Origin of the sequence: Caulobacter sp. 73W (assembly GCF_041021955.1) — a bacterium.
GTDB lineage: Bacteria > Pseudomonadota > Alphaproteobacteria > Caulobacterales > Caulobacteraceae > Caulobacter.
Genome location: NZ_CP158375.1, coordinates 1,618,007 through 1,642,826 on the forward strand (window position 1 = coordinate 1,618,007; position 24,820 = coordinate 1,642,826).

Here is a 24,820-nt window from a genome sequence, read left to right on the forward strand (position 1 = left end):
GGTCCTGGCTGCGCGAGACTAAAGGATCAGAATTTGTACTGGACGCCGAAATTGTACTGGCGGCCGGTGTGGCTGAAGAACAGCGGGCTGTTGCGCACGGTGTCCTGGAACTGATCGTTGAACTCGTCGGTGAGGTTCAGCCCCTCGAACGACAGCTTGATCTGCGGCGTGACGTTGTAGGAGACGGCCATGTCGACATTGAAGGTCGAATTGACCCCGTCGGCGTCGTTGCCGCTCTGACCGCCTGGGATGGCGGCGAAGTAGCGGTCTCGATAGGCGGCCGACACACGCGCGCTAAACTTGCTGTCTTCGTAGTAGAGCGTGGCGTTGAAGGCCTTGCGCGACAGCCCCACCAGATCGTTCGTCACGGTGGCGGTGGAGCCTGCGGTCACGAAGTACTCGATCTGCGATTTGACGGCCGTGTAGTTGAAGATGCCGCCCAGGTTCTTGGTCCAGTCAGGCAAGAACGGCGCAACTTCCGGCAGGAAGGTGAACGGCTGCTGGTAGCTGAACTCAAAGCCCTTGAGCGGCCCGCCCTTTGTGTTCACCGGCTGGGTGAAGACGAACAGATCGGTGGGCTGCAAGGACGTGCCGGCAAGTACGCTGTCGGGCAGGCCGGCGGTGTTGAAGGGGCGCGTCTCACGCAGGGTTTGGATGTAGGTGTCGATGTCCTTGTAGAAGAAACCGATCGACACCAGGGCCCCACGGGCGAAGTACCATTCGGCCGACAGATCGTAGGTCTTGGCGCGGATGGGATCGAGCTGCGGATTGCCGGCGCTGATGCCGGGCACGCCGCCAAGGGTGATAGCGCCCCCGGGCGTAAGGTCGGGCAGGTTCGGGCGCGAGACGACCTTGGAGGCGCCAAAGCGCAACAGCAGGTTCTCGCGCAGATCGGCCACCAGGTTCAGGGCTGGCAACAGATCGTCGTATTCGCGCTTGGCGGTCACCAGCACAGGCGCTGTGCCGATCAGCTGGTAGCCGGCCGAGGTCTGCTCGGTCTTGACGTAGCGCAGGCCGATATCGCCGCGGATCGGCAGGGGCAGGGCGTCGGTGTTGAAGTCGGCTTGGACGTAGTAGCCGGTTGTCTTCTCGCCGACCGAGCGGATGTTGCCGCGGGCCGCTGCGTTGGTGACGCCGGTCAGGGCGAAGATGCCGGTGTTGCTGTAGATGCCAAAGACTTCGCTGAACTTGTCGAAGTCGGCGGTGACCCACTGGGTCGGCGTTCCAGCCGGGATGTTCATGTTGCGGCCGATGCCGCTGACGGTCTTGGTCAGGGAGGCCAGGGTCACGCCGGCGGGCAGGGCCGGAATGGAGATCTCCGACACGCGCGCCAGGGCGTCGAACTCAAACTGGAAGTCCTTGATGGCGACGCCGGCCTTGAAGGTCAGGTTGGGGTTGAGTTCGAACTGGGCGTCCAAAGCGCCGCTGTCGAAACGGTTCTCGACGCTTTGCGGGCGAAGACGGATCTCCGAGCCGAGGAACGTGCCGCCGGGTTCGGCGAAGACGAAGTTGGCGGCGTTGGTGGGATCGAAGCCCACATTGATCGACGGCCGGCGGCTGTCCTGGCGAAAATCGATCGTGTAGCCGTTCACGTTGGGACGATCGATGCTGATGATCGTCTGGATCGGGTTGTCGAGCTTTGAGCGCGAGGTGCCGATCAGGCCGCGCATCTTGAAGCGGTCGGTGAACTCGTGCTCGCCGCTAAGCGTCAGCTGACGATAGGTGGAGGTGAACTCGTCGTAGCGCGCCTCTGCGCGCATATCGACGCCGTCGAAGACGCCGTAGACAAGATCGCCGTCGGCATCGATCTCGGCGGCGCGCACCGAGGTCTGCGGCTTGCCGTTGGCCGAGGCCGGGCGGCTGAAGGAGAAGGCGCTCAAGAACGCCTGCTCGCGCTTGGCCTCGAAGGTGGAGCTGAGCGCATCCAGATTGACCGTGGTGCGATCGGTCGGCTTCCACTGCAAGGACGCGGTCAGGCCCAGGCGCTCCTGCTCGTGCTCGAAGCGGCCGTATCGGGGAATGCGCGGATGATGGACGTTGGCGTTGTTGAGCCGGGCGAAGGCCGCGGGGTCTGAGGTGCGCGGCAGCCCCGGACCGCATGGGGTGGTCAAGGTCGCCGAGGCGGGCGCGCAAAAGCCGCCGTTGAGGGTGGCCGTGTCATAGCCGACGGTGCCGAACCCCTCTTCGAGGAAGTCGCGGTCGCTATAGGCGACCGAGACCAGCACGCCGACCTTATCGTCGAAGAAGCGGTCGCTGATGAGACCGGCGAACCGCGGGCTGACGGTCTTGGACAGATCGTTGTAGCCGGCCTGAGCGGAGGCTGCGACGGTGAAGCCCTTGTAGTCGAAGGGGCGCGAGGTCTGCAGATCGACGGTGGCGCCCAGCGAGCCTTCTTCGACTTCGGCCGAGGGCGTCTTGCGCACGGTGATGCTGTTGAAGAGCTCGGAGGCGAAGACGTTGAAGTCGAACGAGCGCGTGCGATTGTTGCCGCCGGAGCTGTCGGTTCCGCCGACGGTGCTTTGCCCCTCCATGCCGTTGATGCGCACGCGGGTGAACTGCGGGCTCAAGCCGCGCACCGTGATCTGGCGCCCTTCGCCGCCATCGCGGGCGATCGAGACGCCGGGCACGCGCTGGATGGATTCAGCCAGATTGTTGTCGGGAAAATCGGCGATGTCTTCGGCCTTGATCGCGTCGACGGCGGCGGCGCTCATCCGCTTGGCGTCGATGGCGGCGTTCAAGCTGCCGCGAAAGCCGGTGACGACCACGGCCTCGACGAGACTGTCCTCGTCCAGCGCCTCGCCGCTGGGAGGCGGCGCGGGGGCCGCGGCCGCCACGGGCGCAGCCTGGACCATGGAGACTGGACGCTTGGCCGCTTCCTTGGTGATGCGGGCGGCGGGCGCCAGGGTGATGGTGCGCCCGTCGTTGGAGACGACGCTCAGGCCGGTGCCCAAGAGCAGACGGTCAAGACCTTCATTGAGCGAATAGGAGCCGCGGACGGCGTTGACGTTGCGCCCCCGGGCGGCGAACTCGCTCAAGAGCACCTGGACGTCGGCCTGCCGCGCGAAGGCGGGAATGCCGCTGGTCGCCGGCTGGGCGGAGATATCGAAAGCGCGGCTCTGCGCCCAGGCGGGGCTGGCCGCCACGGCGACGGCGGCCGACAACAACAAGGCGCGGCGCAGCGAGCTGCACGACATGAACGGCATAGTTCCCCCAAGATCCTGTTCGTTTCCCTGAGCGCCTCTAGCGGGCGTTCATTAGGCTCGATGAAGGGGGCAAAGACTTCCGTCGTCAGGTGCTCATATTTTTACGAAGGTCCGCCGGCTGCAGGACGATCTGGTCATCGCGGGTGACCACAGCCAAGCCAAGCATGCCGGCGGCCGCCTTGGCGAAGCTCTCAGGCTCGTTGGTGCGGAACCAGCCCACGAGCCGCTCCTCGGCCAAGGCGGGATCATCGAAGACGATCTTGCGGGCGTTGTAGCGATTGAACTCAGCCACCGCCTCGCCCAGCGTATCGCCCTCCAGGATGATCTGGCCCGAGCGCCAGGCCAGGGCCCTGTCGATTTCGGCGACGGCGTAGCGCGGCTGGGCGACCATGCCTTGCGGATCGATCAGCACCCGCTGACCTGCGGCGACCCTTAACGGCTCGGCGCCAAGGCGGCGGCGGGGCTGGACAGACACCACGCCCTCGGTGACCAGGACCTCGACGCCGGCCTCACGGCGACGCACGGAAAAGGCGGTGCCGATCGCCGTGACGTTGACCGGGCCGCTGGCGACCACGAAGGGCCGCTTGGGGTCCTTGGCGACTTCGAACCAGGCCTCGCCGGCGTCCAGACGAAGGCGGCGTTTGCCCGCCTCATAGTCGACGCGGACCTGGCTTGCGGTATTGATCAGCAGGCGCGAGCCGTCCTTGAGCGGCACTTCGCGCACCTCGCCGACGGCGGTGCCGTAGATGACGTCCTGACCACGGGTGACGAGCACCGCCGCGACCCCGGCGGCCGCAGCGATCCCGGCCCCGCCCAGGCCTGCGCTCAACAGTCCCCGCCGCGACAGGCCGCCCTGGGCGCGCGGCGCCGGCCGGCCGTCGGCGGCGAGGACGCTGGCGCGGTCCATCGCCGCCCATCCGGCCTGGGCGCGCAGATAGGCGCCGCGATGACGCCGATCCGCCTCGAGCCAAGCCTCTAGCGCCGCCTGGTCGACGTCGCTCCAGCCTTGGCCATCGCGACGCACGACCCAGCGCGCGGCCTCCTGATCAATGGCGTTCACGGACGGGCTCATGCTGGTTGTACTCAATCGGCTTGGCCCTGGTCTGGTCGGCTTGCGCCAAGGCCTTGGTGATCATGCGCAGCCCCCTGGCCGCGTCGTTCTCCACGACGTTCTCGCTCACGCCAAGACGCAAGGCGATCTCACGCTGGGACAGGCCGTGAATCTTGCGAAGCTGCAAGATCGTGCGGCAGCGGACCGGCAGCGCGTCCATCAAGGCCTTGACCCTGGCGAGCTCTCGACGTCCGGCGGTGATGCGTTCGGGCGAGGGCTCTTCATCTACGATGTTCGCCGTCTCGATTTCCGTCAGGGTGTCGAGACGAACCACCCGCGCCCTGCGCATCTGCTCAAGGACGATGTTGCGCGCCGTCGAGAACAGATAGGCGCGCGGATTGGTGATGTGGCTTACGTCCGCCAGGGTCGAGAGGCGGCAATAGGCCTCTTGGATGACATCGTCGACTTCGGCGCGATCCTTGAATGCGCGCCGCAGCCAGGCGCGAACGGCGCCCTCATGAGGCAAGACCTCCACGGCCACCCACTCTACGATCCTGCGGCTTTGTTCGCTCACATCTCGCTCCCCGTGATGGATTGATGCACGGGCCGCACGCTTCCGTCACGCTTGCGATTATTTTGTTCGGTGAGCGGAAAAAGGCCGACGTCGAGCAGGGGCTCGACGTCGGCAAGGGCGCGGCTCGGAGGAGTTGAGCCACGCGGAGAGAGCTATTTTGCCGTGGCCGGCTTGAGTTCGGCGATCGAGACGCCCCGTTCGCCCTGGACCGCGTAGAGCAGGTAGGTTCGCGCCCCCTCGCGATAGATGGCGGGGTCGCGCAGCGCGTTTTCCGGGAAAGTGATCTTGCCGTTGCGAGACGGGGTGAACGGCAGGTTCGCCCCTTCGGCGGCTGTCTGGGGGCGTAGCAGCGAGACAGGCTCGCCCGCCTTCCAGGCGCGCCAGTCGCTCGTCATTTTTACCTTGGCGAGCATGATGTGTTCAGGCGCGTCGCCCAGGCGGGAGTAGAAGACCGACAGCTCGTCCCCGTCGTTGGCGACCGCCACGTGACGGATCGATTTGAAGACGACGTTGTGATCGAAGGGACCTTTGTCGGCGGCGACGAAGTTGGTCAGGCCGTCTTGGGAGCGCAGCAGGGGCGAGCCGGCGCGCGGCAAGGCGAAGTAGGCTCCGTCCCATCGCCAGACCCGAAAATAGCTTGGGCCCAGGGTCTCGGGGCGAACCTGAAACTTCAGGCCGTCGGTGGAGACCGCCACGTGAGAGGTTTGCTTGCGTCCGGCCAGGCTGGCCTGATAGCCGGGCTTATCGGGTGTCAGATCCTGCGGCAGCGGCCGCGTGTGGAAGTAGAGGCGGATCTGCTTTCGCTCATCGTCGACGATCACATCAGGAGAGGCGATGTGATCGGTGTTCCAGCTCAGATCACGCGTGTGAAGCACGCCGCCCTCGTGGATCCGCCAGGGACCAGTCAGTTGATCGGCATAAGCCAGACGGATGTGGTCGCCTTCGTGATGGGCGAAGTAGAGCAAGTACTTACCGGGCGCGTTGGGAAGCCAATCAGGCGCCTTGATCAGCGACGGGCCGTTGATGTTCTCGCCGTGAGCGCCAAGCATGGACGGCGTGATGATCGGACCGCCCATCCGCTCGATGCGGTACGGCGACGTGGGCGCCTGCTCGCGCGCCGCCAGGGCGCCAGCTCCCATGGCCAAAGCCGCGCCCAAAAGTGCGATCCTGTTCAGCCTCACGCGCCCTCCTCCCGGCTCTTTACGAGGCCGGCTTACTGGGAGGATGAGCAAGCGCGGGTTTTCCGTCAGACAGGCGAGCCAAGCGAAGGCGAAATGGCCGGCAAAGGCATTAACCGACGCCCCCCCGCCACGGTTAGTTCGGTGCGGCGCTTGGCATATATCGCACCAACATAATCAGACTTTAGACGCGGAGAGCTGCGCTCTTGCCCCCTGCGCGGAAGCCAGCACGAAGAAAGCGACCCCAGTGGCCGCCGCCACGGCCGCCAGCAAGGTAAGTCCGGCTTGCGGCCCAAGCGAAGCCTTGAGGATGCCCATCAAAAGCGGCGCAGTGGCGCCCACCACATAGGCCACCGCGACGATGAGACCCGTGACGGTCGCGCGCAGGCGATTGTCGACCTCGGCGAAGATCGCCGCGTAGAGGTTGGCGTCATAGACCCCGCGGAAAAGCCCAAATCCCGCCAGCGCCAGATAGACCAGCCACGGCGTCTGTCCTTGGGCGGCGAGCCAGATGAACGGGCCGCAGGCGATGAGCGCTAGCGCCATGGACAGCGCCCGCAACCGTGGTCGACCAACCGCCATGCGGTCGGTTGCAAACCCGGCCGCGAGCAGACCCAGATAGCCAAGAACATGGTGGAAGACGACGGCGTAGAAGCCTGCCGCCGCCAGCGGCATGTCGAACCGTTCGTAGAGAATGGTGGGCATCCAAGTCAGGTATCCGACAAGGACGAAGACCAGTCCGCTGAAGCCCAAGGTCTGACCGATAAGACTTGGACTCGACAACAGATAGCGGACGGACTCGCCAAGCCGCGCCGGGGAAGCAATCTCGCTGCGCGGGGGTGGCGGCGCGCTTCGTGCTCGCCACAAGATCACCAGGGCCCAGGCAATGCCCGCCGCGCCAAAGACGGCGAAGGCGGCGCGCCAGCCATGGTGGTCGGCGACCCAGCCGGCGAAAAGGCTGCCGAGCACCACGCCTGTATAGTTGGCCGTCTGATGAATCGACAGGGCTCGCGACCGGGTCTCGTCGTGGTTGTCTGCGATCAGGGCGTTGGCCGCAGGGGCATAGAGAGCCTCGCCAGCGCCGGTGGCGACGCCTCGGAAGAGAAGCAGAAATAGGAAACCTGGGGCAAATCCCGTCAGCAAGGTGCCGATGCTGAACACCAGCAGGCTGAGCACGACGATGGAGCGGCGGTTGAACCGATCTCCGGCCAGTCCGGCGAACGGGACGAGCAGACCAAAGACGATGGTGAAGGTGGTGGCGACGAGGCCCATCTGCTGATCGGACAAGCCGAACTCGGCCCGGATAAGAGGCAGCGTCACCCCAAAGATCTGCCGGTCGGCCTGGTTCAGGAAGTAGGCGAACCAGAGGAGCGCGACGATCTCCCATCGCGCCCACGTAGAGACGGGGCGGGCTGCGGCGGTCATTGACGATCTCCGAAATGGTCCGGTCCGAGGGCCAGGGGCAGGCCCGGCCCGGCGTGCGGATAGGCGAGCAGCCGGCCGTGCTCGGTTTCAGTGACGACCAGTCCCCAGCGCCCGTGCGGGTCAAAGGCGCAGTTGCTGGGATTGGCGCCCGGAATCGGCAGAGGCGCCAGCGCCTCTCCGTCTGGTGCGAACACGGCCACATGCGATGCGCCATAGACGGCGACGAAGAGGCGGCCGTCCCGGGCGACCGCCAGGCCGTCGGGACCGATCGGTCCGCTGGTCTGGCACAGCACCTGCGGATCTATCCAGGCTCCGGCGGGGTCGAACCCTCCGCGCCACAGGCGCTGCCTGCGGGTCTCGGCGACGATCAGATCGCCTGCGGCGTTGAAGGCGACGCCGTTGGGAAAGTAGAGGCCGTCGGCCAGGCGTTTTGACCTGCCGTCCTCGCCGGTGAAGACCACATAGCCTGTCGGCTCAGTCCGCAAGTCTCCGGGGCAGCTGAACACCAGTCCCCCTGACGGATGGAAGGCCAGGTCATTGGGCTTGTCGAGCGGCGCGCCATCCAGGGCGTCGATCACGGTTTCCAACCGGCCGGCTTTGGGCTCCAGGCGTCGCACGGCGCCGAGCATCGCGTCGCAGATCCATAGGCTTCCGTCCGCGCCCGCGGCCAGGCCGTTGGGGGCGCCGCCGACTTCGAACCGCCGCACGTCGCCGGGCGCCGCGATGCGCGCCAGCGCCCCGCCCTGCAGCTCCACGCACCAAAGCGCGCCGGATGCGTCGAAGACCGGACCTTCGGGGAAGCGCAGTCCTTCGGCGAGGACAATCGGCTCCATCGCCGCGGCGGTCATTTGAGATGAAGCGTAACGAGGAGGGTGCGGGAGGCGTCGTGAGGCAGGTCCGCAGCGAGCCGCAACCAGTTGCCAAAGTGAGCGACGCGCACGAAGGCGACGCCATCGCCGTCTTGGACCGGCAATTCCACGACGCCGCCTTCGCGCACCCATCGCATGCCGTCTGGCGAAATCTCCACATGCGCCTGACAGGCCTGGCCCGTTCCGGCCTTCAAGGCGCGCACGAAGAAGATCGCCTCTTGGGCCCATCCGGCCTCGAAGGGCTCGGTGGCGCACGAGCCGGTCCAAGTCTCGTTGCGCGCGACGACGGCGGTCTGGCTTTCGCGAAGCATCAGAAGTCCCCCGACAGGCAGACGCTGTCCACGTAGCCGAAAGCGCGCTTGTCGGCGGCCGTCTCGACAAAGAAAGCGATGTTGAGCATGCACCACAGGTTCTTCATGGCCGGCATGCGGATCGGCGCGAAGGTCGACAGATCGAACAGGCGATCGTTACACTGGAAGCCGGTGGCGCTCATGGACGCCAGGTCGAAATCCAGCGCCACATAGGTCCAGTTCACCTTGGTTGGAATCTCGTTGTAGCAGAGCCGCTGTGCGCCATCGGGAAGATCCACCCAGCCCTCGTCGGCCAAGTGAAAATGGCTGACGGTCTCATCGCTGGCGCCGATGTCGTGGATCGTCGGGCTGCCTGGCTTGAACTGCCACTTCTGCGCCAGGCCGTCGTTCGTGGCGTTGAGGTAGCGAAGGTGAGGCATGACCCGCTCAGGCGATGGAGCGCCGTCGCCGCTTTGCAGGTCGAACAGGAAGCCGAATGCCTTGAAGTCCCGATCCGAAAGCGCCAGCTCCGAGGCCTCCGGCTTGAAGGTCATGTAAAACTCCAGCCGCACGGGTCCCGCCTTGCGGAACGTCAGGCGCTTGATGGCGACGGCGGCGGCGTCGCGTTTGGGACGGGTGGCGATCTTAAGAGCGTAGCTGCCGTCCAGGCCGCCATGTGATCCGCCGTCCCAGTGCGAAAGCGTCGACAGCATCGGGTTGGTGAGCTGCTGGTATCCCGGCAGCATGGTGTCGAGGTCGCCCTCATAGTTGCCCACCAGCTGCGACCAGCCGCAGGCGCCCCGGTCAAAGTCGTCCAAGGTGATGATGCGCGGCAGCGGGTCAAAACGGCTGATGCGCGGGTCAGCGAGCTGGGCCGCACGATGGTGCGGATCGGTGTCGAGGCGGGACAAAGGCTGTGATCTTTCTGATTGACGTGTTGGCGACCCGTCAGGCCGTCGGCCGGCTGCCCAGCAAGGTTGAGATGTCCTGCGCCGCAGCGGCCAAGGCCGCGGCGGTCTCCTCGACGCTGATCGGGTTGGAGCGCTGGCTCAGATAGGGGACGGTCAAGGCGGCAGCGATCTGACCGTTATGGTCGAACACCGGCCGGCTCAGGTTGGTGATGCCGGGGATGCGAAGGCTCTGACGCTCTTCGAAGCCTTCTGTCGCCACAGCATCGATCTTGGCTGTGAAGGCGGCCAGTTCGGCCTCATCGATCACTTGCGCCAGCTGCTCGAAGAGCCGAGCGCGTCCGCTTTTCGATAGGAACGCGGCCAACAGGAAGCCCGAGCTTGTCTCCCAGATGGGAAACTGAGCGCCAAGCCGGACGGAGTAGCGGATCGGCAGCGGCGAATCGACCTGCGCGACGATCACCACGGAGGTGCGGTCCATGACCACCAGATGGCAGCTTTGCCCCACCCCTTGAGCCAGCGCCTCCATGGCCGGCACGGCGCACGAGACGAGGGAGCGCAGCGGCGGCTGTTCGTGTGAGAGTCGGAACATTCGCATGGACAAGGTGTAGAGGTCTGAGGCGTCGCGCTCGATGTAACCGCGCCAGTCCAGATATTGGATGATGCGGTAGATCTCTCCGGTGGAGCGCTCCAGTCGCTGCGCGATGGCGGTGACATTGAGGCCGCCCGGCGCTTGGGCCAGGAGCTCCATGATCTCCAGCCCCTTCTCCAGGGCCGGGACGCTGTAGCGCGAGGCGCTCTGCGGCTCTTCGCCCGCTTTCACCACCATCGATCTTTCCTCTCTCGCCCTGGCTTTGCGGGGCCTGAGGCAATCATGCCCACCGACGTTCCGCAAAAAATCCTTGCTCTCATCCATGAGAAGCGTTTTTACTGATGAGAGATTGGCATCGTCGCTGAGACGACGCAAGTGCATTTCGAAAGCGGATCGATGAAGAATTCCGCTGCGAGAGGCACCTTGGAGGACGGCACATCGTGTTGAATTCGTTTGATCTTTCCGGACGCACTGCGCTTGTGACGGGCGCTGGCCGAGGTATTGGGCGCGCTATCGCGCTTGGACTGGCGAGTCACGGAGCGAACGTCGCTGTGCACGGCCGAGAGGCGGCTGATGGTCAAGGCACGGTCGCCGAGATCCACGACATGCGCGGCAAGGCCAAGGCGTTTGGCGCCGATCTGGCCGATGCGAGCGGCCCGCGCCAGCTCGCCGACGAAGTGGTCGCCGAGTTTGGCCAGGTGGATATCCTGGTGCTCAACGCCTCCGTGGAGATCCGCCAGGACTGGCTGTCGGCCTCGGCCCCGGACATCGACCTTCAGCTGGCGGTGGATTTTCGCTCCAGCCTGCTGCTGTGCCAGGTGCTTGCGCCCCAGATGGCTGATCGCCGTTGGGGCCGGATCATCATGCTCGGGTCGATCCAGCAGACGCGGCCCAATCCCGACCTGCTGGTCTACGGGGCGGCCAAGGCTGCTCAGGCGCACATGGCGGCCAATCTGGCCAGGCACCTGGGACGCCAGGGCGTCACCGTCAACAACCTGTCGCCAGGCGCCATCGCCACCGATCGTAACGCTGTGGCGCTCTCGGATCCGACCTACCGGCTGAAGGTGGAGTTGCAGATCCCTGCTGGGCGCTTAGGCCGACCCGAAGACTGCGTCGGAGCGTGCGTGCTGCTCGCCTCTGACGCCGGAGCCTACATCAACGGCGCAGACCTGGCCGTGGACGGCGGGTGGGGAGCCTAGCCGCAAAAGACAAAGACCTTAGCCCGGACGGCCACGGCCGCCGGATCGATCGAACGCCGAACAACGGCGAGCAATCCTTGGGGAGGATACAAGTAATGACCAAAACGCAGATAAATCGCCTGGCCTTGGGCGCCAGCGCGCTTAGCCTGGCCTGGGCCGCAGGGCTGGGCGCACTAGCTCAGACGTCGCAACCGGCTGACGAGACCGGCGTCATTGAGGAGGTCGTCGTCACCGGCATCCGGCGCTCCATCATGCAGTCGCTGGACGCAAAGCGCACCGCCGACAGCGTCGTGGACGTGATCACCGCCGAAGACATCGGCAAGCTGCCCGACCAGAACATCGCCGAGTCTTTGAGCCGCATCAGCGGCGTGTCCATCACCCGCAAGGATGGCGAGGGCAATAACTTCTCGATCCGCGGCATCGACCTGAACCGGGTGGAAATCAATGGGCGCGCTTTCACCGGCCCGACCCAGGACGCCACGCCCTCGCTGCAAGCGATCAACCCCGAGATCCTGTCTGGCGTCGAGGTGATCAAGTCGCCGACGGCCGACCAGATCGAAGGCTCGCTTGGCGGGACGGTGAACCTACGCACTCGCCGCCCGCTCGACGGTCGCGAGGAGTTCGTCGCCGCTGGCCGCGTTCAAGGCGTCTACGGGGACAAGGTGGACAAGCTGGGCTGGCGCGCTTCGGGCCTGGTGGCCAAGCAGTTCGCCGACGGCAAGTTTGGCCTGTCCGCAGCCCTGGCTTACGGCGAGATCAAGGCGCTGGGCGAAGGCTTCTCCACCGGCGGCTGGGCCGAAGCGCCCGCTAATTCTGGAACCTATCGCCCCAACCGCGTGGTCTCGCAGATCGAGTATCGCGACGACCGGCGGATCACCGCCAACGGCGCGGCGCAGTGGAAGCCCGATGGTCTCACAGAGGTGAACCTGGAGGCGACCTACTCGAACTTCCAGGTCAATCGCGACCTTCAATACTATCAGACCCTGATGCCGGGGGTGACGGTCGCGCCGCAGCCTGGGGCGACCATCCTGCCCGACGGCACGGTGGCCAAGGCGACCTATAACGGTGTGACACTGCGCCCGCTGGTCTATTACTCGCACACCGACTTTGAGAGCTTGAATCTGGGCTTCAACGCCAAGCGCCGCTTTGGCCGCCTGACGGTGTGGGCCGATGCTTCGTATTCGGAAGGCACAGGCAGCGACGGCGCCGCCGGCTCGCCCTTCACCTTCGTCTTCGTCAACAGCCCAGGCAATGTGGTCAACGCCAGCTATGACCTGACCACGAGCAACGTCCATCCCGACGTCAGCCTGACCAGCAACTTCGACCGCAAGAACCCGCAAAACTATCAGCTCGGCTCACTCTTCGACGGTGAGAACCGCTCCGACAACAATGGCTACGACGGCAAGATCGACGTGCTCTACGACCTGGACTGGGGCGTCGTTCGCTCGGTCAAGGCGGGCCTGCGCGGCGAGCGCATCGAGCTTGGCGCCACCAATCCGCAGACCACGCCGGCGGTGAACACAACGACCGACGCGGGTCGCGCCATCCTGGCCGCCGCAGACAAGAACCGCGACGGGGTCATCCGCCCCGACGAGCTGTCGGCCCTGCGTTACAACAACAAGTACGGCGACTTCCTCTCCGAAGTCGACGGCAACTTCGAGCGCAACTTCCTGACCGGACAGGTCGACTCCGTCCTTGGCCGCCAGAACATCGGAGTCTCGGGTCCCGCGCCCGCGCCGCTTTCCGAACGCCACGTGACCCAGACCTCCAAGGCGCTCTACCTGATGACTGACTTGGCCGGCGATGTGTTCAACATCCCCTTCAAGGCCAATGTCGGCGCGCGCTATGTGTGGACCGATCGCGAGTCCGCCGGCTTCGTGGCTGGGGCGACGCCGGGGACTTTCGTGCCCACCTCGACCACGGCCAAGTTCAAGCACCTGCTGCCCAGCGCCAACGTCGCCTTCGACCTGACCAACTCGCTCGTTCTGCGCCTGGCGGCCGCCAAGGTCATCGCTCGCCCGCCGCTGTCGTCGACCGGCGCCGGCATCATCGTCAACCAGGTCAACTTCTCGGCCACCGCCGGCAATCCTCTGCTCAAGCCCTTCGAGGCCACCCAGATGGACGCCACCTTGGAATGGTACTTCGCCGAGGCCAGCCTGTTGTCGGTGGCGGTGTTCAACAAGAAGATCGACAGCTTCACGACCCAGACGGTGACGAGCGAGATCATCCCGGGCAACGAGCGCTTTGGTCCCTTCACGGTCAGCCGCCCGACCAACGGCGAGGACGGCGAGGTTCGCGGCTTTGAGCTGGGGTACCAGCACGCGCTGAAGTTCCTGCCGGCGCCGTTCGATGGCCTGGGCGTGCAGGTCAACTACACCTACGCCGACAGCGACACGCCGGTGGCCGATGCGCTGAACCCCGGCAAGACCCTGCCGCTGACGAACCTGTCCAAGAACAGCTACAACCTGATCGCCTACTACGAGAACGACAAGTTCAGCGCCCGCGTCGCCTACGGCTTCCGCGACCAGTACCTCAACACGGTGCAGGCCAAGAACTTGGGCGGCTCGAACTTCACCGATGACTTTGGTCAGCTGGACGCCTCGGGCAGCTACAACATCAACGAGAAGTTCCGCATCACGGTGGAAGCGACCGGCCTGAACCATCCGGTGGCGCGCAAGTACATCGGCACCTCCAACCGGTTGTTCGAGACCTACATCAACGACAGCCGCATCACCGTCGGCATCGCCGGCACGTTCTGACGTCTTCGATCGCGTGTTCGCACCCCGCACACGCGATTCCCTCCCTGGGGCGTCGTCGACAGGCGACGCCCCATCTTTTTGACCGCGAGGCTCGGATGAACAACAAACTGGCTCTGGCCGCTGTCGCAGCCGCCGCGACGGCCGCCGCCGCCAGCCCTTGCACCGCTAGCTCGCCGCCGACCAGCGGCGCCCAGCTTCGCCCGCCTATGGGCGGCTCTGGCATCGGCGACTACACCCTTCATGACTTCGCCTCGAAGTGGATGATGCAGCAGGACGACCTGGCCGAGGTCGGCCGCCATGCCCAGGCCAATCGAGATTTGTTGGCCAGCGGCGACACGCGTGCGCGCATCGTCCTGATGGGCGATTCCATCACCGCCAACTGGAGCGGCCTGGCCGCCCGCGACACTGCGGCGGTTCGATTGGTCAACCGCGGGATCGGCGGTCAGAACACCAGCCAAATGCTGCTGCGCTATGAAGACGACGTGGTCCAGCTGGCGCCGAGCGCCGTCGTTATCATGGGCGGCACCAATGATCTGCGCGCCTATGTGGGCGACCCCGCGCTGGTCGGCCCCAGCGCCCTGGAGCGTATCCGCCGCAACATCACCGCCATGGCCGATATCGCCGAAGGGCGGCGGTTCAAGGTTGTGCTTTGCACCCTGCCCCCGGTCGGCGCCGACCGCGAACGCGTCTCGCGCGACGCAGGCGCGATCTTGGCGGTGAACGCCTGGATCAAATCCTTCGCCGCCAGCCGCGGCTACCCGGTGGCCGACTACCATGCCGCCCTAGCTGACCCCGCCGGCGCTCTACCCGCCGCGCTCTCGCCAGACGGCATCCATCCTAACGCCGACGGCTATGCGGTCATGTGGCCGGTCCTGTCGCGCGCCCTCGAAAGCATTGAAGAGCCCCGTCCATGAAGATCACCGCCGCCCGCGTCATCGTCACCTGCCCGGGGCGCAATTTCGTCACCCTGAAGATCGAGACCGATCAAGGCGTTCATGGCATCGGCGACGCCACGCTGAACGGCCGCGAGCTGTCGGTCGTCTCCTATCTGCAAGATCACGTGGCCCCGTGCCTGATCCGCATGGACCCGCGGCGGATCGAGGAAATCTGGCAGTACCTCTATCGCGGCGCTTACTGGCGCCGGGGTCCGGTGACCATGCGCGCCATCGCCGCCGTCGACGTGGCCCTTTGGGACATCAAGGCCAAGATGGCCGGCATGCCGCTCTATCAATTACTGGGCGGGCGCAGTCGCGACGGGGTGATGGTCTATGGCCACGCCAATGGCGGCGACATCGAAGAGACCGTGGATGCGGTCGGTCAGTACATTGACCTGGGCTACAAGGCGATCCGCGCCCAGACCGGCGTGCCCGGCATCAAGGACGCCTACGGCGTGGGGCGCGGCAAGCTCTATTACGAGCCGGCGGACGCGGCCCTGCCCAGCGTCACCGGCTGGGACACGCGCAAGGCGCTGAACCATGTGCCCAAACTGTTCGAGAAGCTGCGCGCGACCTACGGCTTCGACCACCATCTGCTGCATGACGGCCACCACCGCTACACGCCGCAGGAAGCCGCCAACCTAGGCAAGATGCTCGAGCCCTACCAGCTGTTCTGGCTGGAGGACCTCACCCCGGCCGAGAACCAGGAAGCCTTCAAGCTGATCCGCCAGCACACGGTCACGCCCCTGGCCGTGGGCGAGATCTTCAACACGATCTGGGACGCCAAGGACCTGATCCAGAACCAGCTGATCGACTACATCCGCTCGACCATCGTCGGCGCGGGCGGCGTCACGCACCTGCGCCGCATCGCGGACCTCGCCAGCCTCTACCAGATCCGCACCGGCTGCCATGGCGCCACGGACCTGTCGCCGGTGACCATGGGCACGGCCCTGCATTTCGACACCTGGGTCCCCAACTTCGGAATCCAGGAATACATGCGCCACACTGAAGAGACCGACGCGGTCTTCCCGCACGATTATCGCTTCGAGGACGGCCTGCTCTATTGCGGCGAGACGCCCGGCCACGGCGTCGACATCGATGAGAAGCTCGCGGCAAAATACCCCTACAAACCTGCCTACCTGCCCGTCGCCCGGCTGGCCGACGGCACGATGTGGAATTGGTGACCATGCCCCTTTCGCTCAATCGCCGCGCCGCGCTTGGGGCGGCCGCCGGCAGCCTCGTCCTGGCGTCCACGGCGACCTCGCCAGGGGCGGCGCAGACCGTCTCCCCCTTCGCGGCCTTGCGTCAGCGGTGGCGTGACCAGCTGACCGGCGGCGCCCTGATCGATCCAGGGTCGCAGCCCTATGCCAAGATCATCGGCGGCGTGGCGGCGAACGCCAGCGAGCGGTGGGCGACCTTGGCCAAGCCCATCGCCGGAGCCAAGGCTCTGTGGAGCGATCCGCTGTCAGGCGAGCGAGAGTACAACACGCGCATCAGCGCCGACCGTCTTCGGGTGATGGCCCTGGCCTGGGCCACGCCAGGCACGCCGCTGTATGGCGACCGTCAGCTTGAGGACGATCTTTTGGCCAGCCTCACCTGGCTGGAGCAGCACCGCTACTCGATCCTGATCGAGCGCACGGGCAACTGGTGGGAATGGGAGATGGGCATTCCCATCGCCCTGAGCGATCTGTTGATCCTGCTGCACGAGCCGCTGACCCGCCGCGATCCCGACCTGCTCGGCCGCTTGGCGGCGGCCATCCATCGGTTCACGCCAGCGCCCTTCGTGGGCACGGCGGCCAATCGGGTCTGGCGCTCCCACGTGGTGCTGCTCAATGGCGCCATTCGTGAGGATGCAGCCGCGATCGAAGCAGCCCGGGCGGCCTTCCCGACCACCTTCGAGGACGTCTCGTCGGGCGACGGCTTCCACGCCGACGGCTCTTTCATCCAGCATGACGACCTGCCCTATACGGGCGGCTATGGCCGCGAGCTGCTCATTCGCGCCGCCTTGCTGATCTGGCTGCTCGACGGCTCGCCCTGGACAATGCCGCAGGCCGCCTGGCGCCGCCTGGCCGATCGCGTGCCGACCGCCTTTGCGCCACTCATGCACAAAGGCGCGCTCATGGATGCGGTGCGCGGCCGCAACATCTCCCGCGCCGCGCTTTCGGACATCAAGTCGGGCCAGGCTTTGATTTTCGCCTGCCTCTATCTGGGAGAGGTGGCGCCCCGCTCAACCCTCAAGGCCCAGGCGCGGTCGTGGATCGCCGCCCAGGCGCCTTACTTCGACATCTTCACCTACGATCCAAAGCTGCCCGCCTATTGGCTCACCCCGCATATGGCCAAGCTGGCGGCGGCGGCCATCGTCGATAAGTCCATCGTCACCGCACCTGAGAAGACCGGCCTGACCGTCTTTGCGGCCATGGACCGGACGGTGTGGCGGCGGCCCGCCTTCAGCCTGGCCTTGTCGGTGCATTCCAATCGCATCGGGGCCTACGAGTCCGTCAACGGCGAGAACCTGCACGGCTGGTACGGATCGCACGGGACAGCCTTCGTCTACGACAAGACCCAGCCCAACTATGCTGACGACTATTGGCCGACGGTCGACCCTTACCGGCTGCCCGGCGCCACGCTGGACCGCCGCCCCCGCGCCGACAGTGCGTCGGAGGCGCGCAATACAGATGCGCGCGTCGGAGGCGCGGCGCTCGATGACGCTGGTCTGGTGGCCATGGCGATTGAGACCGACCAAGGCGGGTTTGGGGCTCGCAAGTCCTGGCTGATGGCCGGCGACCTGATGCTGGCGATGGGCTCCAACATCTTCAGCCATGCCGACGCAGCGGTGGAGACGATCGTGGAGAACCGCATGCTGTCAGCCGCGCTGCCGGAGCGTCGCGTCCTGATCGACGGCGCGGCCGGTCCGGCGCTTGGGGAGACGCGCGCCTACCGGCAAGCCCGCTGGCTGCATCTGGACGGGGTGGGCGGGCTTGTCCTGCTGGATCGCCCCACCCTGCACGCCGCCTTCGAGGCGCGCACCGGAAGCTGGGGCGACATCAACAAGCAAGGGGCGACGCCGCTTGATCCGCGCACGCGGCGCTACCAGACCTTCTGGCTGGATCACGGGGTGCGCCCGACGGCGGCCGGTTACGCCTACGTTCTGGCGCCTGGCCTCGACGCGCGCGCCACGGCGAAGCTTGCAGACCACAGCGGCGTCGAGATGATCCGCAAGGACGAGGTTGCTCATGTCGCTCGGCTTACCTTGTCCGACCAGACGATCGAGGCGGCGGCTTTTTGGCGTGAGGGTCGGGCTGGCATGTTCACCGCGGACGCCCCGGTCAATTTGGTCGTGCGCCGCAAGGGTGGTCAGATCGAAATCGCTGTGGCGGAGCCTACCCAGGCGCGCTCAGAGCCGATCACCATCCGGCTCGATATCGCGACAGCTGGACTGATCCATTCGGATCCCGCGATTAGCGCATCCTCTGCAGCGTCTGGGCTGACCCTGGTGTTCTCGCCTGGCGGCCGGGCCGGCTCCAGCGCCCGCATCCGCCTCGCCGCCGCCTGACGAAACTTGGAGCTCACATGGACCGCCGCGCTTTTCTCGCCTTATCCGTCGCAGGCCCTGTCGCCACTGTGGCGCCTGCAAAGGCCATCGCGGCGCCCGCGGCGGCTAGGCCGCCGCTGAAGGTCAAGCTGGGCTGCCAAAGCGCGCCCAGCACGGACAAGCATTTTGCGTACTTCGCCCGCTATGGCGTTCGCAACATCTGCGCAAAGCCGGTGATCGCCGATGGGCGCACCTATGCGACCATCGAGGAGATCGAGGCGCTTGGCGACCTATGCCGCCGCCATGGACTCAGCCTCGATATGCTGGAGCCGCCGATCCTGCGCTCGAGCCACATCGACAAGGAGCCCAATCCTTCGATCATGCTGGCGGCCGATCCGCAGCGCGATCGCGACATCGAGGCGTTCCAGACAATGATCCGTAACGCCGCCAAAGCGGGCGTTCCGGCCATCAAATACAATATGAGCATCCTTGGCGTGCTGCGCACCGAGCATGTGAAAGGTCGGGGCGACAGCCTCTACCAGGCCTGGGACCTCGCCAAGGCCCGTCCCGCGACGCCCCTGACCCGGGCCGGACGAATTGACGCCGACACCGCCTGGGAGCGCATCAGCTACTTCCTGGAGCGGGTTGTGCCGGTGGCCGAGGAATACAAGGTCAAGATCGCCTGCCATCCTCAGGACCCTGGCGTTCCGCCTGAAGGCTACCAGGGTGTTGTCCGTGTCCTTGGGACGATCGATGGCCTGAAACGCTTCGTTGGCATCAAGGAAAGCGCCTATCACGGCCTGAACTTCTGCCAGGGCACGGTGTCAGAGGCGCTGCGCGATCCGGCGACCGAGATCTTCGACGTGATCCGCTGGTTTGGGGCGCGACGTAAGATCTTCAACGTCCACTTCCGCAATATCCGCGGAGCCCGGGACCACTTCTCCGAGACGTTCCCGGACGAGGGCGACATCGACATGGTCAAGGCGCTCAAGGTCTACCGCGAGGTCGGCTATGACGGCATGTTGATGCCCGATCATGTGCCGATCGTCGAAGGGGATCCGGACGCGACGCTCCAGTCGTTCGCCTTTGCTTACGGCTATATCCGAGGGCTGATGCAGGCGGAGGCCTCGTCCACGTAGGTCGCTGTCGCCAGCTAAGCGAGGTTGAAGGCTCTCGCGGTATCGCGGCTTCCGCCGCGGACGGCCAGGCTCGCGGGCAATTCCAGGGAGTAAGCTGAGCCTTACCGCTTCGACCTTGCGGTCTGGGTCGGGGACGATCGCGTCTGCGCGTAGCGGGGCTTGCGGGCTGACGCGGCGTAAGCGTCGGCGCAAGCGGCTCCGTTGAGATTTATCTCTATGCCCGATTAGACCTCTTCGTCGCGTAGCCCCCGAGGTGCTGACCGCCCACCAGACCTGATACGTCGGCTGACCGCCGGACGAGAAGCTAGGCGGTGACGCCCGACCAACCTTCCCCGCTTTGGCGCAACAGCTTATTGGCCAGGCGCCCTCGGTCTAAAGTGGTTCGACGGCGACCAGGCCGGGAGCGCCGCCGGCAGGGATGGCCCGAGCCGCCCAAACTCCTCAGCCCCATGCACCACCCGCCCGTCCATGACCGTCAGGACCGATGAGATGTCATCGATCTGATCTTCCGGGACGCTGAAGTAGTCGCGGTCGAGCACGGCGAAGTCGGCCAGATGACCCGGGGCGACGGCGCCCAGCTCGGCTTCGGCGTTCATGAACCAGGCAGCCCCGCGGGTCCAGAGGCTCAGAGCTTCAGCTCGGGTGAGCCGGTTGTCATCGGCGAGCGCCTGGGAGCCGGACACCGACTTTCCGGTCACGGTCCAGCTGATGCCGACCCACGGGTTGTAGGTGGCGGCGCGGAAGGCGTCGGTCGTCATCGCCACAGGGATCCCGCTGTCGACCAGCGCGCGCAGGCGAGGCGTCCGCAGAGCCGCTTCGCGCCCGTGGGTTGCGATAAACCCGTCGGCATGAAGGGCCATCTTGGCGTCGAGTGCGATGCCGCCTCCCAGGCGCCTCACACGCTCGATGTTTTGCGGGCTGATCGTCTCGGCGTGCTCCAGGCTCCAGCGCAGGCCGTCGATGGGAGCGGTCTTGTTCACCCGTTCCAGGGCGTCGAGAAACGGGGTGATGTTCTCGTCATAGGTGATGTGCATCCGAAACGGGATGCGGCGCTGGATCAGGCGCGCGACATCCTGCTCGACGAACCGGTGCATCGTTTTGTGCTCGATGATTACGGGCGGCCGGTCGAAGTTCTCATGGTCATGCACCTCGCCGCTCAACACTTCGCCGGCGCCACGATACTCGTGCCCATGTTGCAAGGTGGGGTGAAGGTTCTGCCCGGGGCTGATCGGCGCCTTTTGGGTGATCGCCTCGATCTGCAGGTCCACCATATTGACCGGGCCGCCGTCGCCCAGCTGCAGGTCCACGAACGGCATGCGCACGTTCAGGCGATTGTCGCGAGCCAGCGCATCGACACGAGCTTGCGCAACCGGATAGGGCCACCTTCCCCCGTTGTCGACGACCGAGGTCACGCCGAGCCGGTTTAGGCCGCGCACACTGTAGGTGATCGAACTGAGCTGCTCTTCGAGGGTGGGCTGCGGAACCATCATCTCGAGCGCCAGGAACAGCCAGGTGTAGCCGTGGATCACGCCCGTGGGCTTGCCGTTAGCGTCCGTCTCGATCTGCACATCCGGCAACTTCGAGAACGGCTCAGAGCCGACGCCCAGGGCCGCCATCGCCTGTTCGTTCAAGAAGGCGCGATTATAGGCGTACTGCACGATCGCCGGCCGATCCGGCACGGCCCGACGCAGCTCCTCCAAGGTCGGGAAACGGTTCTCCTTGAACTGGTAGGGTGACCAGCCCCCGATGACCTTGACCCACTGGCCTTGCGGCGTGCGGCGCGCCTGCTCGGTGAGCATGGCCAGCGCCTCGCGCAGGGTCGGCACCCCGTCCCAGCGAACGTTGTAGTTGAAGGCAAGATCGTTGAGGACGTGGGTATGGGCGTCGATGATGCCGGGGATCAGCCGGCGGGCGCCGGCGTCGATCACCTCGGTCCGCGCGCTCGCCAGGCTGCGGATTTCGGCGTCGGAGCCGACCGAAAAGATGCGCCCGCTGCGAACCGCGAGCGCGGAGGCCTCAGGTTGAGCGCGGTTGCCGGTGAATATCTTCGCATTGACCACGATCAGATCGGCGCCGGCGACCGGCGCGGCTTGCGCAGGCGTGCTGGTGAACGAGACCGTCGCGATGGCGGCGATGAGAAGCGTGCGGATCATTCTTTCCTCGTTCAACCTTCAGCGGGGGCGGGTGCGGCGCAGGGCGGGACATTTTGGTCGCGCAAAGCACCGGGCGGCCTCACCGCAAAGCTTCTCGCAGCTGTGGCGTAAGGCGGTAGACCGCTATGGAGGCACACCGTGTCGCGTCGGGAGGAACACCGGCGGCGACCGAGACCGATCGAAGAGCAGACTGGAGCCGCCACGGCTTGGCTCTCCTAGGGCGCAAGCCGCGGTCGCGCCGTCTGACGATAGGACTTGCGCCAGGGCGGTCCGCTCGCGCTCAGGGCGACCAGGCCGCTGAGCGTGTCCCGGGAGGATCGAAGCTCAACGGTTCTGGGGCGCAATGGACGCCGCGAGGCTCAGCCGCGAGCGGCGCGCCAATTGGGATAGGTGACATAGGCGGTCCGGGCGCCCGTGGGGCCGGCCTTGATGGTCACCTCGACGCCCTTGGGCATGTGGACAATCCCGCCGGGGCCGGCCGAAACGGTGTCTCCCTCCGAGGTGACGTCCAGGCTCCCCTCCAGGATGATCATCACATCGTCGACCAGCATGGTTTCGGTCAGGGTCGCACCGGGTCCCCAGCGGCCGTAGCCGATGCTGATGGGCGCGCCGTCCGCCTCGTTCACGACATCACCGGTCTCAATGTCGCCGTCCTGGTCGGGCGAGCGCTCCATGGCGGCGTCGTCGGCTGTAAATCCCTGCATCTTCATGATGCGCTCCCGCTGTTGTTGTGGGGCGCAATGCTCGAGGGACGAGACCGATCCGCGGTACGACCACTGATGCATGGCCGTGGCAGCGAGAAGGCGGCGTTGTCCAGCGCGCCGCGCCAGACGACGGGGTACTGGTGATATTGGAATGAGACCACCAGTCTATCGCCTTGGGCAATGCTGAAATCAGTCACGATATTTGGCGTCGGCGCCCAGCCTCCGACGCTGGAGAAATTCGATAGAGAAAAGATGTCCGCTCCCGCGCCGCCGGTGAAGGTTGAAGCGGTTCCGCTGAGGCGGTCCGCCCCCGCCCCGCCCTCGAGCGTCGCGCCCTGGCCGGTGAACTGATCGTCTCCGTCGCCTCCGCGGCCGATGTCGCCGGGCTTTGCATTGATGAAGTCATTGCCGGCGCCGCACTCCAGGACGTCCTGGCCTTCACCGCCGATCAGGGTGTCGTCGCCATCCTCTCCAAAGAGGGTGTTGACGCTGTCCTGGTCGTCCTCATGGCCGGTGTAGCGCCCGCCCGCCCACAGCTGGTCATTGCCGGATCCGCCGCGAAGCGTATCACTGCCGCGTCCGCCGATCAGAATGTCGTTTCCGGATCCGCCGCTCAGCTTGTCGGCGCCAAGTCCCCCTTCAAGAAGGTCATCTCCGCCTGCGCCGTCAGCGACATCGTCGCCTGCCTGGCCAAGGAATGTGTCGGGGCCAGCGGTCCCCTGCCACGCCCCTCCGGAGCCACCGGAGAGCTGAACGAACTCGCCGCTGTTGATGAAATCGGCGATGGTCAGGCTCGGCGCGCCCTCGAAGGCGAAGGCGTAGTCCCGGTCGTCGATGAGGTCGTTTCCGTTGACGTCGGCGATCAGATACGTCGTCGAACCGCTCTTCCACGTGAAGAGGCCCAGATACTGCGACCGGAGTTTCGCGCCGATGGGCTCGCTCACGGAGAGCGCAAAGTTCGAGTTCTCCAATGGTCCGCCCCAGGCGATCTTGCGGCTCGTGAAGAAGTACTCGAGCTGGACGCGATCGCCTTGGCTCGAGGAGAAGTCCGCGATGCGATCGATGGCGCCGGATTGCCCAGGCGAAGGTCGGGCGCGACTGACAACATGAACCAGTCGGCGCCCGAACCGCCGATCATGCGATCGATCTTGCCGTCGTTGTAGGTCTGGCTACGGCCCTCCCGCAGGATGTCGTCGCCCGGACCGCCGTCCAGAATATCGGCGCCCCAGTCGCCGGTCAGTTCATCATCGCCGGCGCCGCCATTGATGATGTCGTCGCCTCCCTGGCCGTACGACGGGGTGGCGTCATCGCCATGGAGGTAATCGTTGCCGCCATTGCCGTTGATGGTGTCGGCGCCATTGGTCCCGTAGTGGACGTCCAGGCCTTCGCCGCCATTGAATACAGCCATTCTCCCCCCTAAGCGCCGTCTGCGGTCTAGCCGAAACGTCGTGCGGAGCACAACCTTAGATGGCCATTGCGGACACCATTAGCGGCGATGCGAGATGGCTTGGGGAGGTGAACTTCCATCACCGCCTTCTGATCCGCCGACCGCCCTTACGGCGCCGCCCGCGATCGCTCAGTAGGCCGTCTTCTGGAAGAGGACGACGAGGGCGGTCTTGAAGAGGATCTTCAGGTCCAGGGCGACCGACCAGTTCTCGATGTAGGCCACGTCCATGCGCACGCGCTCGGCCATCAGGTTGTCGCAGGACTTGCCGCGCAGGCCGCTGACCTGGGCCAGACCCGTGAGGCCTGGGCGGACCAGGTAGCGGGCGTCGTAGTCGGCCACCTGGCCGCGGCACAGGACGTCGTGGTCGACGGCGTGCGGACGCGGACCGATCAGGGACATCTCGCCCTTCAGCACATTGATGAGCTGCGGCAGCTCGTCGATGCTGGAGCGGCGCAGGAAGCGGCCGATGGCGGTGATGCGGTCATCGTCGCGGGTGGCCTGCTTGAAAGCGCCTTCCTCGGCGACCCGCATCGAGCGGAACTTCAGGATCAGGAAGGTCTTGCCGTTCAGGCCGGTGCGGCGCTGGCGGAAGAAGATCGGACCCTTGGACGACAGCGCCACGCCCAGCGCGGCCGGGATCGTGATGGGCAGGGTGAAGAGCAACATCGCAAACGCCACGACCACGTCGATGGCGCGCTTCAACACACTGGTGACCGCCGCCGGCGCGCTCTCTGTCGCCAGCATCCCATCCGCTGTGTCGCTATTGAACATCCCCAACCCTACGCCGTCGTTCGCGAACCAAGCGTCGCCAGAAGTGATGACACGCAGAACGTGGTTAGCTCGTCTTTGTGCACGAAGCCAC

The 24,820-nt window shown here is 65.7% G+C and carries 20 protein-coding genes; 6 read left to right on the forward strand and 14 right to left on the reverse strand.

What is annotated here, in order from left to right; translation table 11 throughout:
* Positions 1–26 precede the first annotated feature (26 nt).
* From ABOZ73_RS07770 to ABOZ73_RS07810, 9 genes are all read right to left on the reverse strand, one after another.
* Positions 27–3,203 (reverse strand): TonB-dependent receptor, encoded by a 3,177-nt coding sequence (locus ABOZ73_RS07770; RefSeq protein ID WP_369062093.1) that lies wholly within the window; start codon positions 3,201–3,203, stop codon positions 27–29.
* An 85-nt stretch (positions 3,204–3,288) separates the two neighbouring features.
* The gene (locus ABOZ73_RS07775; protein ID WP_369062095.1) at positions 3,289–4,263 is read right to left on the reverse strand and encodes a FecR domain-containing protein; all 975 of its coding nucleotides are present in this window, start codon (positions 4,261–4,263) and stop codon (positions 3,289–3,291) included.
* A complete protein-coding gene (locus ABOZ73_RS07780; RefSeq protein WP_369062096.1) occupies positions 4,250–4,828 on the reverse strand; it encodes an RNA polymerase sigma factor in 579 nt (192 codons plus the stop codon). The genes ABOZ73_RS07775 and ABOZ73_RS07780 overlap by 14 nt, the downstream gene beginning before the upstream one ends.
* A 152-nt stretch (positions 4,829–4,980) precedes the next feature.
* Complete coding sequence (locus ABOZ73_RS07785) at positions 4,981–6,009, reverse strand: hypothetical protein (protein ID WP_369062097.1); 1,029 nt, start codon at positions 6,007–6,009, stop codon at positions 4,981–4,983.
* 174 nt (positions 6,010–6,183) lie between these two features.
* Positions 6,184–7,431 (reverse strand): MFS transporter, encoded by a 1,248-nt coding sequence (locus tag ABOZ73_RS07790; RefSeq protein WP_369062099.1) that lies wholly within the window; start codon positions 7,429–7,431, stop codon positions 6,184–6,186.
* The gene (locus tag ABOZ73_RS07795) at positions 7,428–8,279 is read right to left on the reverse strand and encodes an SMP-30/gluconolactonase/LRE family protein (RefSeq protein WP_369062100.1); all 852 of its coding nucleotides are present in this window, start codon (positions 8,277–8,279) and stop codon (positions 7,428–7,430) included. The genes ABOZ73_RS07790 and ABOZ73_RS07795 overlap by 4 nt, the downstream gene beginning before the upstream one ends.
* Complete coding sequence (locus ABOZ73_RS07800; RefSeq protein ID WP_369062102.1) at positions 8,276–8,611, reverse strand: hypothetical protein; 336 nt, start codon at positions 8,609–8,611, stop codon at positions 8,276–8,278. Before ABOZ73_RS07800 ends, ABOZ73_RS07795 begins: the two co-directional genes overlap by 4 nt.
* Positions 8,611–9,501 carry a DUF6772 family protein gene (locus ABOZ73_RS07805; RefSeq protein ID WP_369062103.1) on the reverse strand — a complete coding sequence of 297 codons (891 nt, stop codon included), beginning with the start codon at positions 9,499–9,501 and terminating at the stop codon, positions 8,611–8,613. Before ABOZ73_RS07805 ends, ABOZ73_RS07800 begins: the two co-directional genes overlap by 1 nt.
* 37 nt (positions 9,502–9,538) lie before the next feature.
* The gene (locus ABOZ73_RS07810) at positions 9,539–10,465 is read right to left on the reverse strand and encodes an IclR family transcriptional regulator (protein WP_369062105.1); all 927 of its coding nucleotides are present in this window, start codon (positions 10,463–10,465) and stop codon (positions 9,539–9,541) included.
* Between the two features lie 104 nt (positions 10,466–10,569).
* On the opposite strand from ABOZ73_RS07810, the gene ABOZ73_RS07815 reads away from it, so the two are divergent.
* From ABOZ73_RS07815 to ABOZ73_RS07840, 6 genes are all read left to right on the forward strand, one after another.
* Positions 10,570–11,289, forward strand: coding sequence for an SDR family NAD(P)-dependent oxidoreductase (locus ABOZ73_RS07815; RefSeq protein ID WP_369062500.1), 720 nt, complete (start codon positions 10,570–10,572; stop codon positions 11,287–11,289).
* A 95-nt stretch (positions 11,290–11,384) separates the two neighbouring features.
* Entirely contained in the window at positions 11,385–14,048 is a 2,664-nt protein-coding gene (locus tag ABOZ73_RS07820) for a TonB-dependent receptor (protein ID WP_369062107.1), read from the forward strand.
* Between the two features lie 95 nt (positions 14,049–14,143).
* On the forward strand, positions 14,144–14,962 hold the full coding sequence (locus ABOZ73_RS07825; protein ID WP_369062109.1) for a GDSL-type esterase/lipase family protein: 819 nt from the start codon (positions 14,144–14,146) through the stop codon (positions 14,960–14,962).
* The gene (gene manD / locus ABOZ73_RS07830; protein WP_369062111.1) at positions 14,959–16,167 is read left to right on the forward strand and encodes a D-mannonate dehydratase ManD; all 1,209 of its coding nucleotides are present in this window, start codon (positions 14,959–14,961) and stop codon (positions 16,165–16,167) included. Before ABOZ73_RS07825 ends, manD begins: the two co-directional genes overlap by 4 nt.
* 2 nt (positions 16,168–16,169) lie before the next feature.
* Positions 16,170–18,536: a polysaccharide lyase 8 family protein gene (locus tag ABOZ73_RS07835; RefSeq protein ID WP_369062113.1), complete on the forward strand. Its 2,367-nt coding sequence runs from the start codon at positions 16,170–16,172 to the stop codon at positions 18,534–18,536.
* Positions 18,537–18,553: 17 nt separating this feature from the next.
* Positions 18,554–19,654: a mannonate dehydratase gene (locus ABOZ73_RS07840; protein WP_369062115.1), complete on the forward strand. Its 1,101-nt coding sequence runs from the start codon at positions 18,554–18,556 to the stop codon at positions 19,652–19,654.
* A 350-nt stretch (positions 19,655–20,004) separates the two neighbouring features.
* On the opposite strand, the gene ABOZ73_RS07845 is transcribed toward ABOZ73_RS07840, so the two are convergent.
* The 5 genes from ABOZ73_RS07845 to ABOZ73_RS07865 all read right to left on the reverse strand — a co-directional run bounded on the left by ABOZ73_RS07845 (position 20,005) and on the right by ABOZ73_RS07865 (position 24,729).
* Positions 20,005–21,807, reverse strand: coding sequence for an amidohydrolase (locus ABOZ73_RS07845; RefSeq protein WP_369062116.1), 1,803 nt, complete (start codon positions 21,805–21,807; stop codon positions 20,005–20,007).
* A gap of 359 nt (positions 21,808–22,166) precedes the next feature.
* Positions 22,167–22,517 (reverse strand): ethanolamine utilization protein, encoded by a 351-nt coding sequence (locus ABOZ73_RS07850; RefSeq protein WP_369062118.1) that lies wholly within the window; start codon positions 22,515–22,517, stop codon positions 22,167–22,169.
* Positions 22,514–23,455 (reverse strand): calcium-binding protein, encoded by a 942-nt coding sequence (locus tag ABOZ73_RS07855; RefSeq protein WP_369062120.1) that lies wholly within the window; start codon positions 23,453–23,455, stop codon positions 22,514–22,516. Before ABOZ73_RS07855 ends, ABOZ73_RS07850 begins: the two co-directional genes overlap by 4 nt.
* Positions 23,452–23,919, reverse strand: coding sequence for a calcium-binding protein (locus ABOZ73_RS07860; protein ID WP_369062122.1), 468 nt, complete (start codon positions 23,917–23,919; stop codon positions 23,452–23,454). The genes ABOZ73_RS07855 and ABOZ73_RS07860 overlap by 4 nt, the downstream gene beginning before the upstream one ends.
* 168 nt (positions 23,920–24,087) lie before the next feature.
* Entirely contained in the window at positions 24,088–24,729 is a 642-nt protein-coding gene (locus ABOZ73_RS07865) for an exopolysaccharide biosynthesis polyprenyl glycosylphosphotransferase (protein ID WP_369062124.1), read from the reverse strand.
* Positions 24,730–24,820 lie beyond the last annotated feature (91 nt).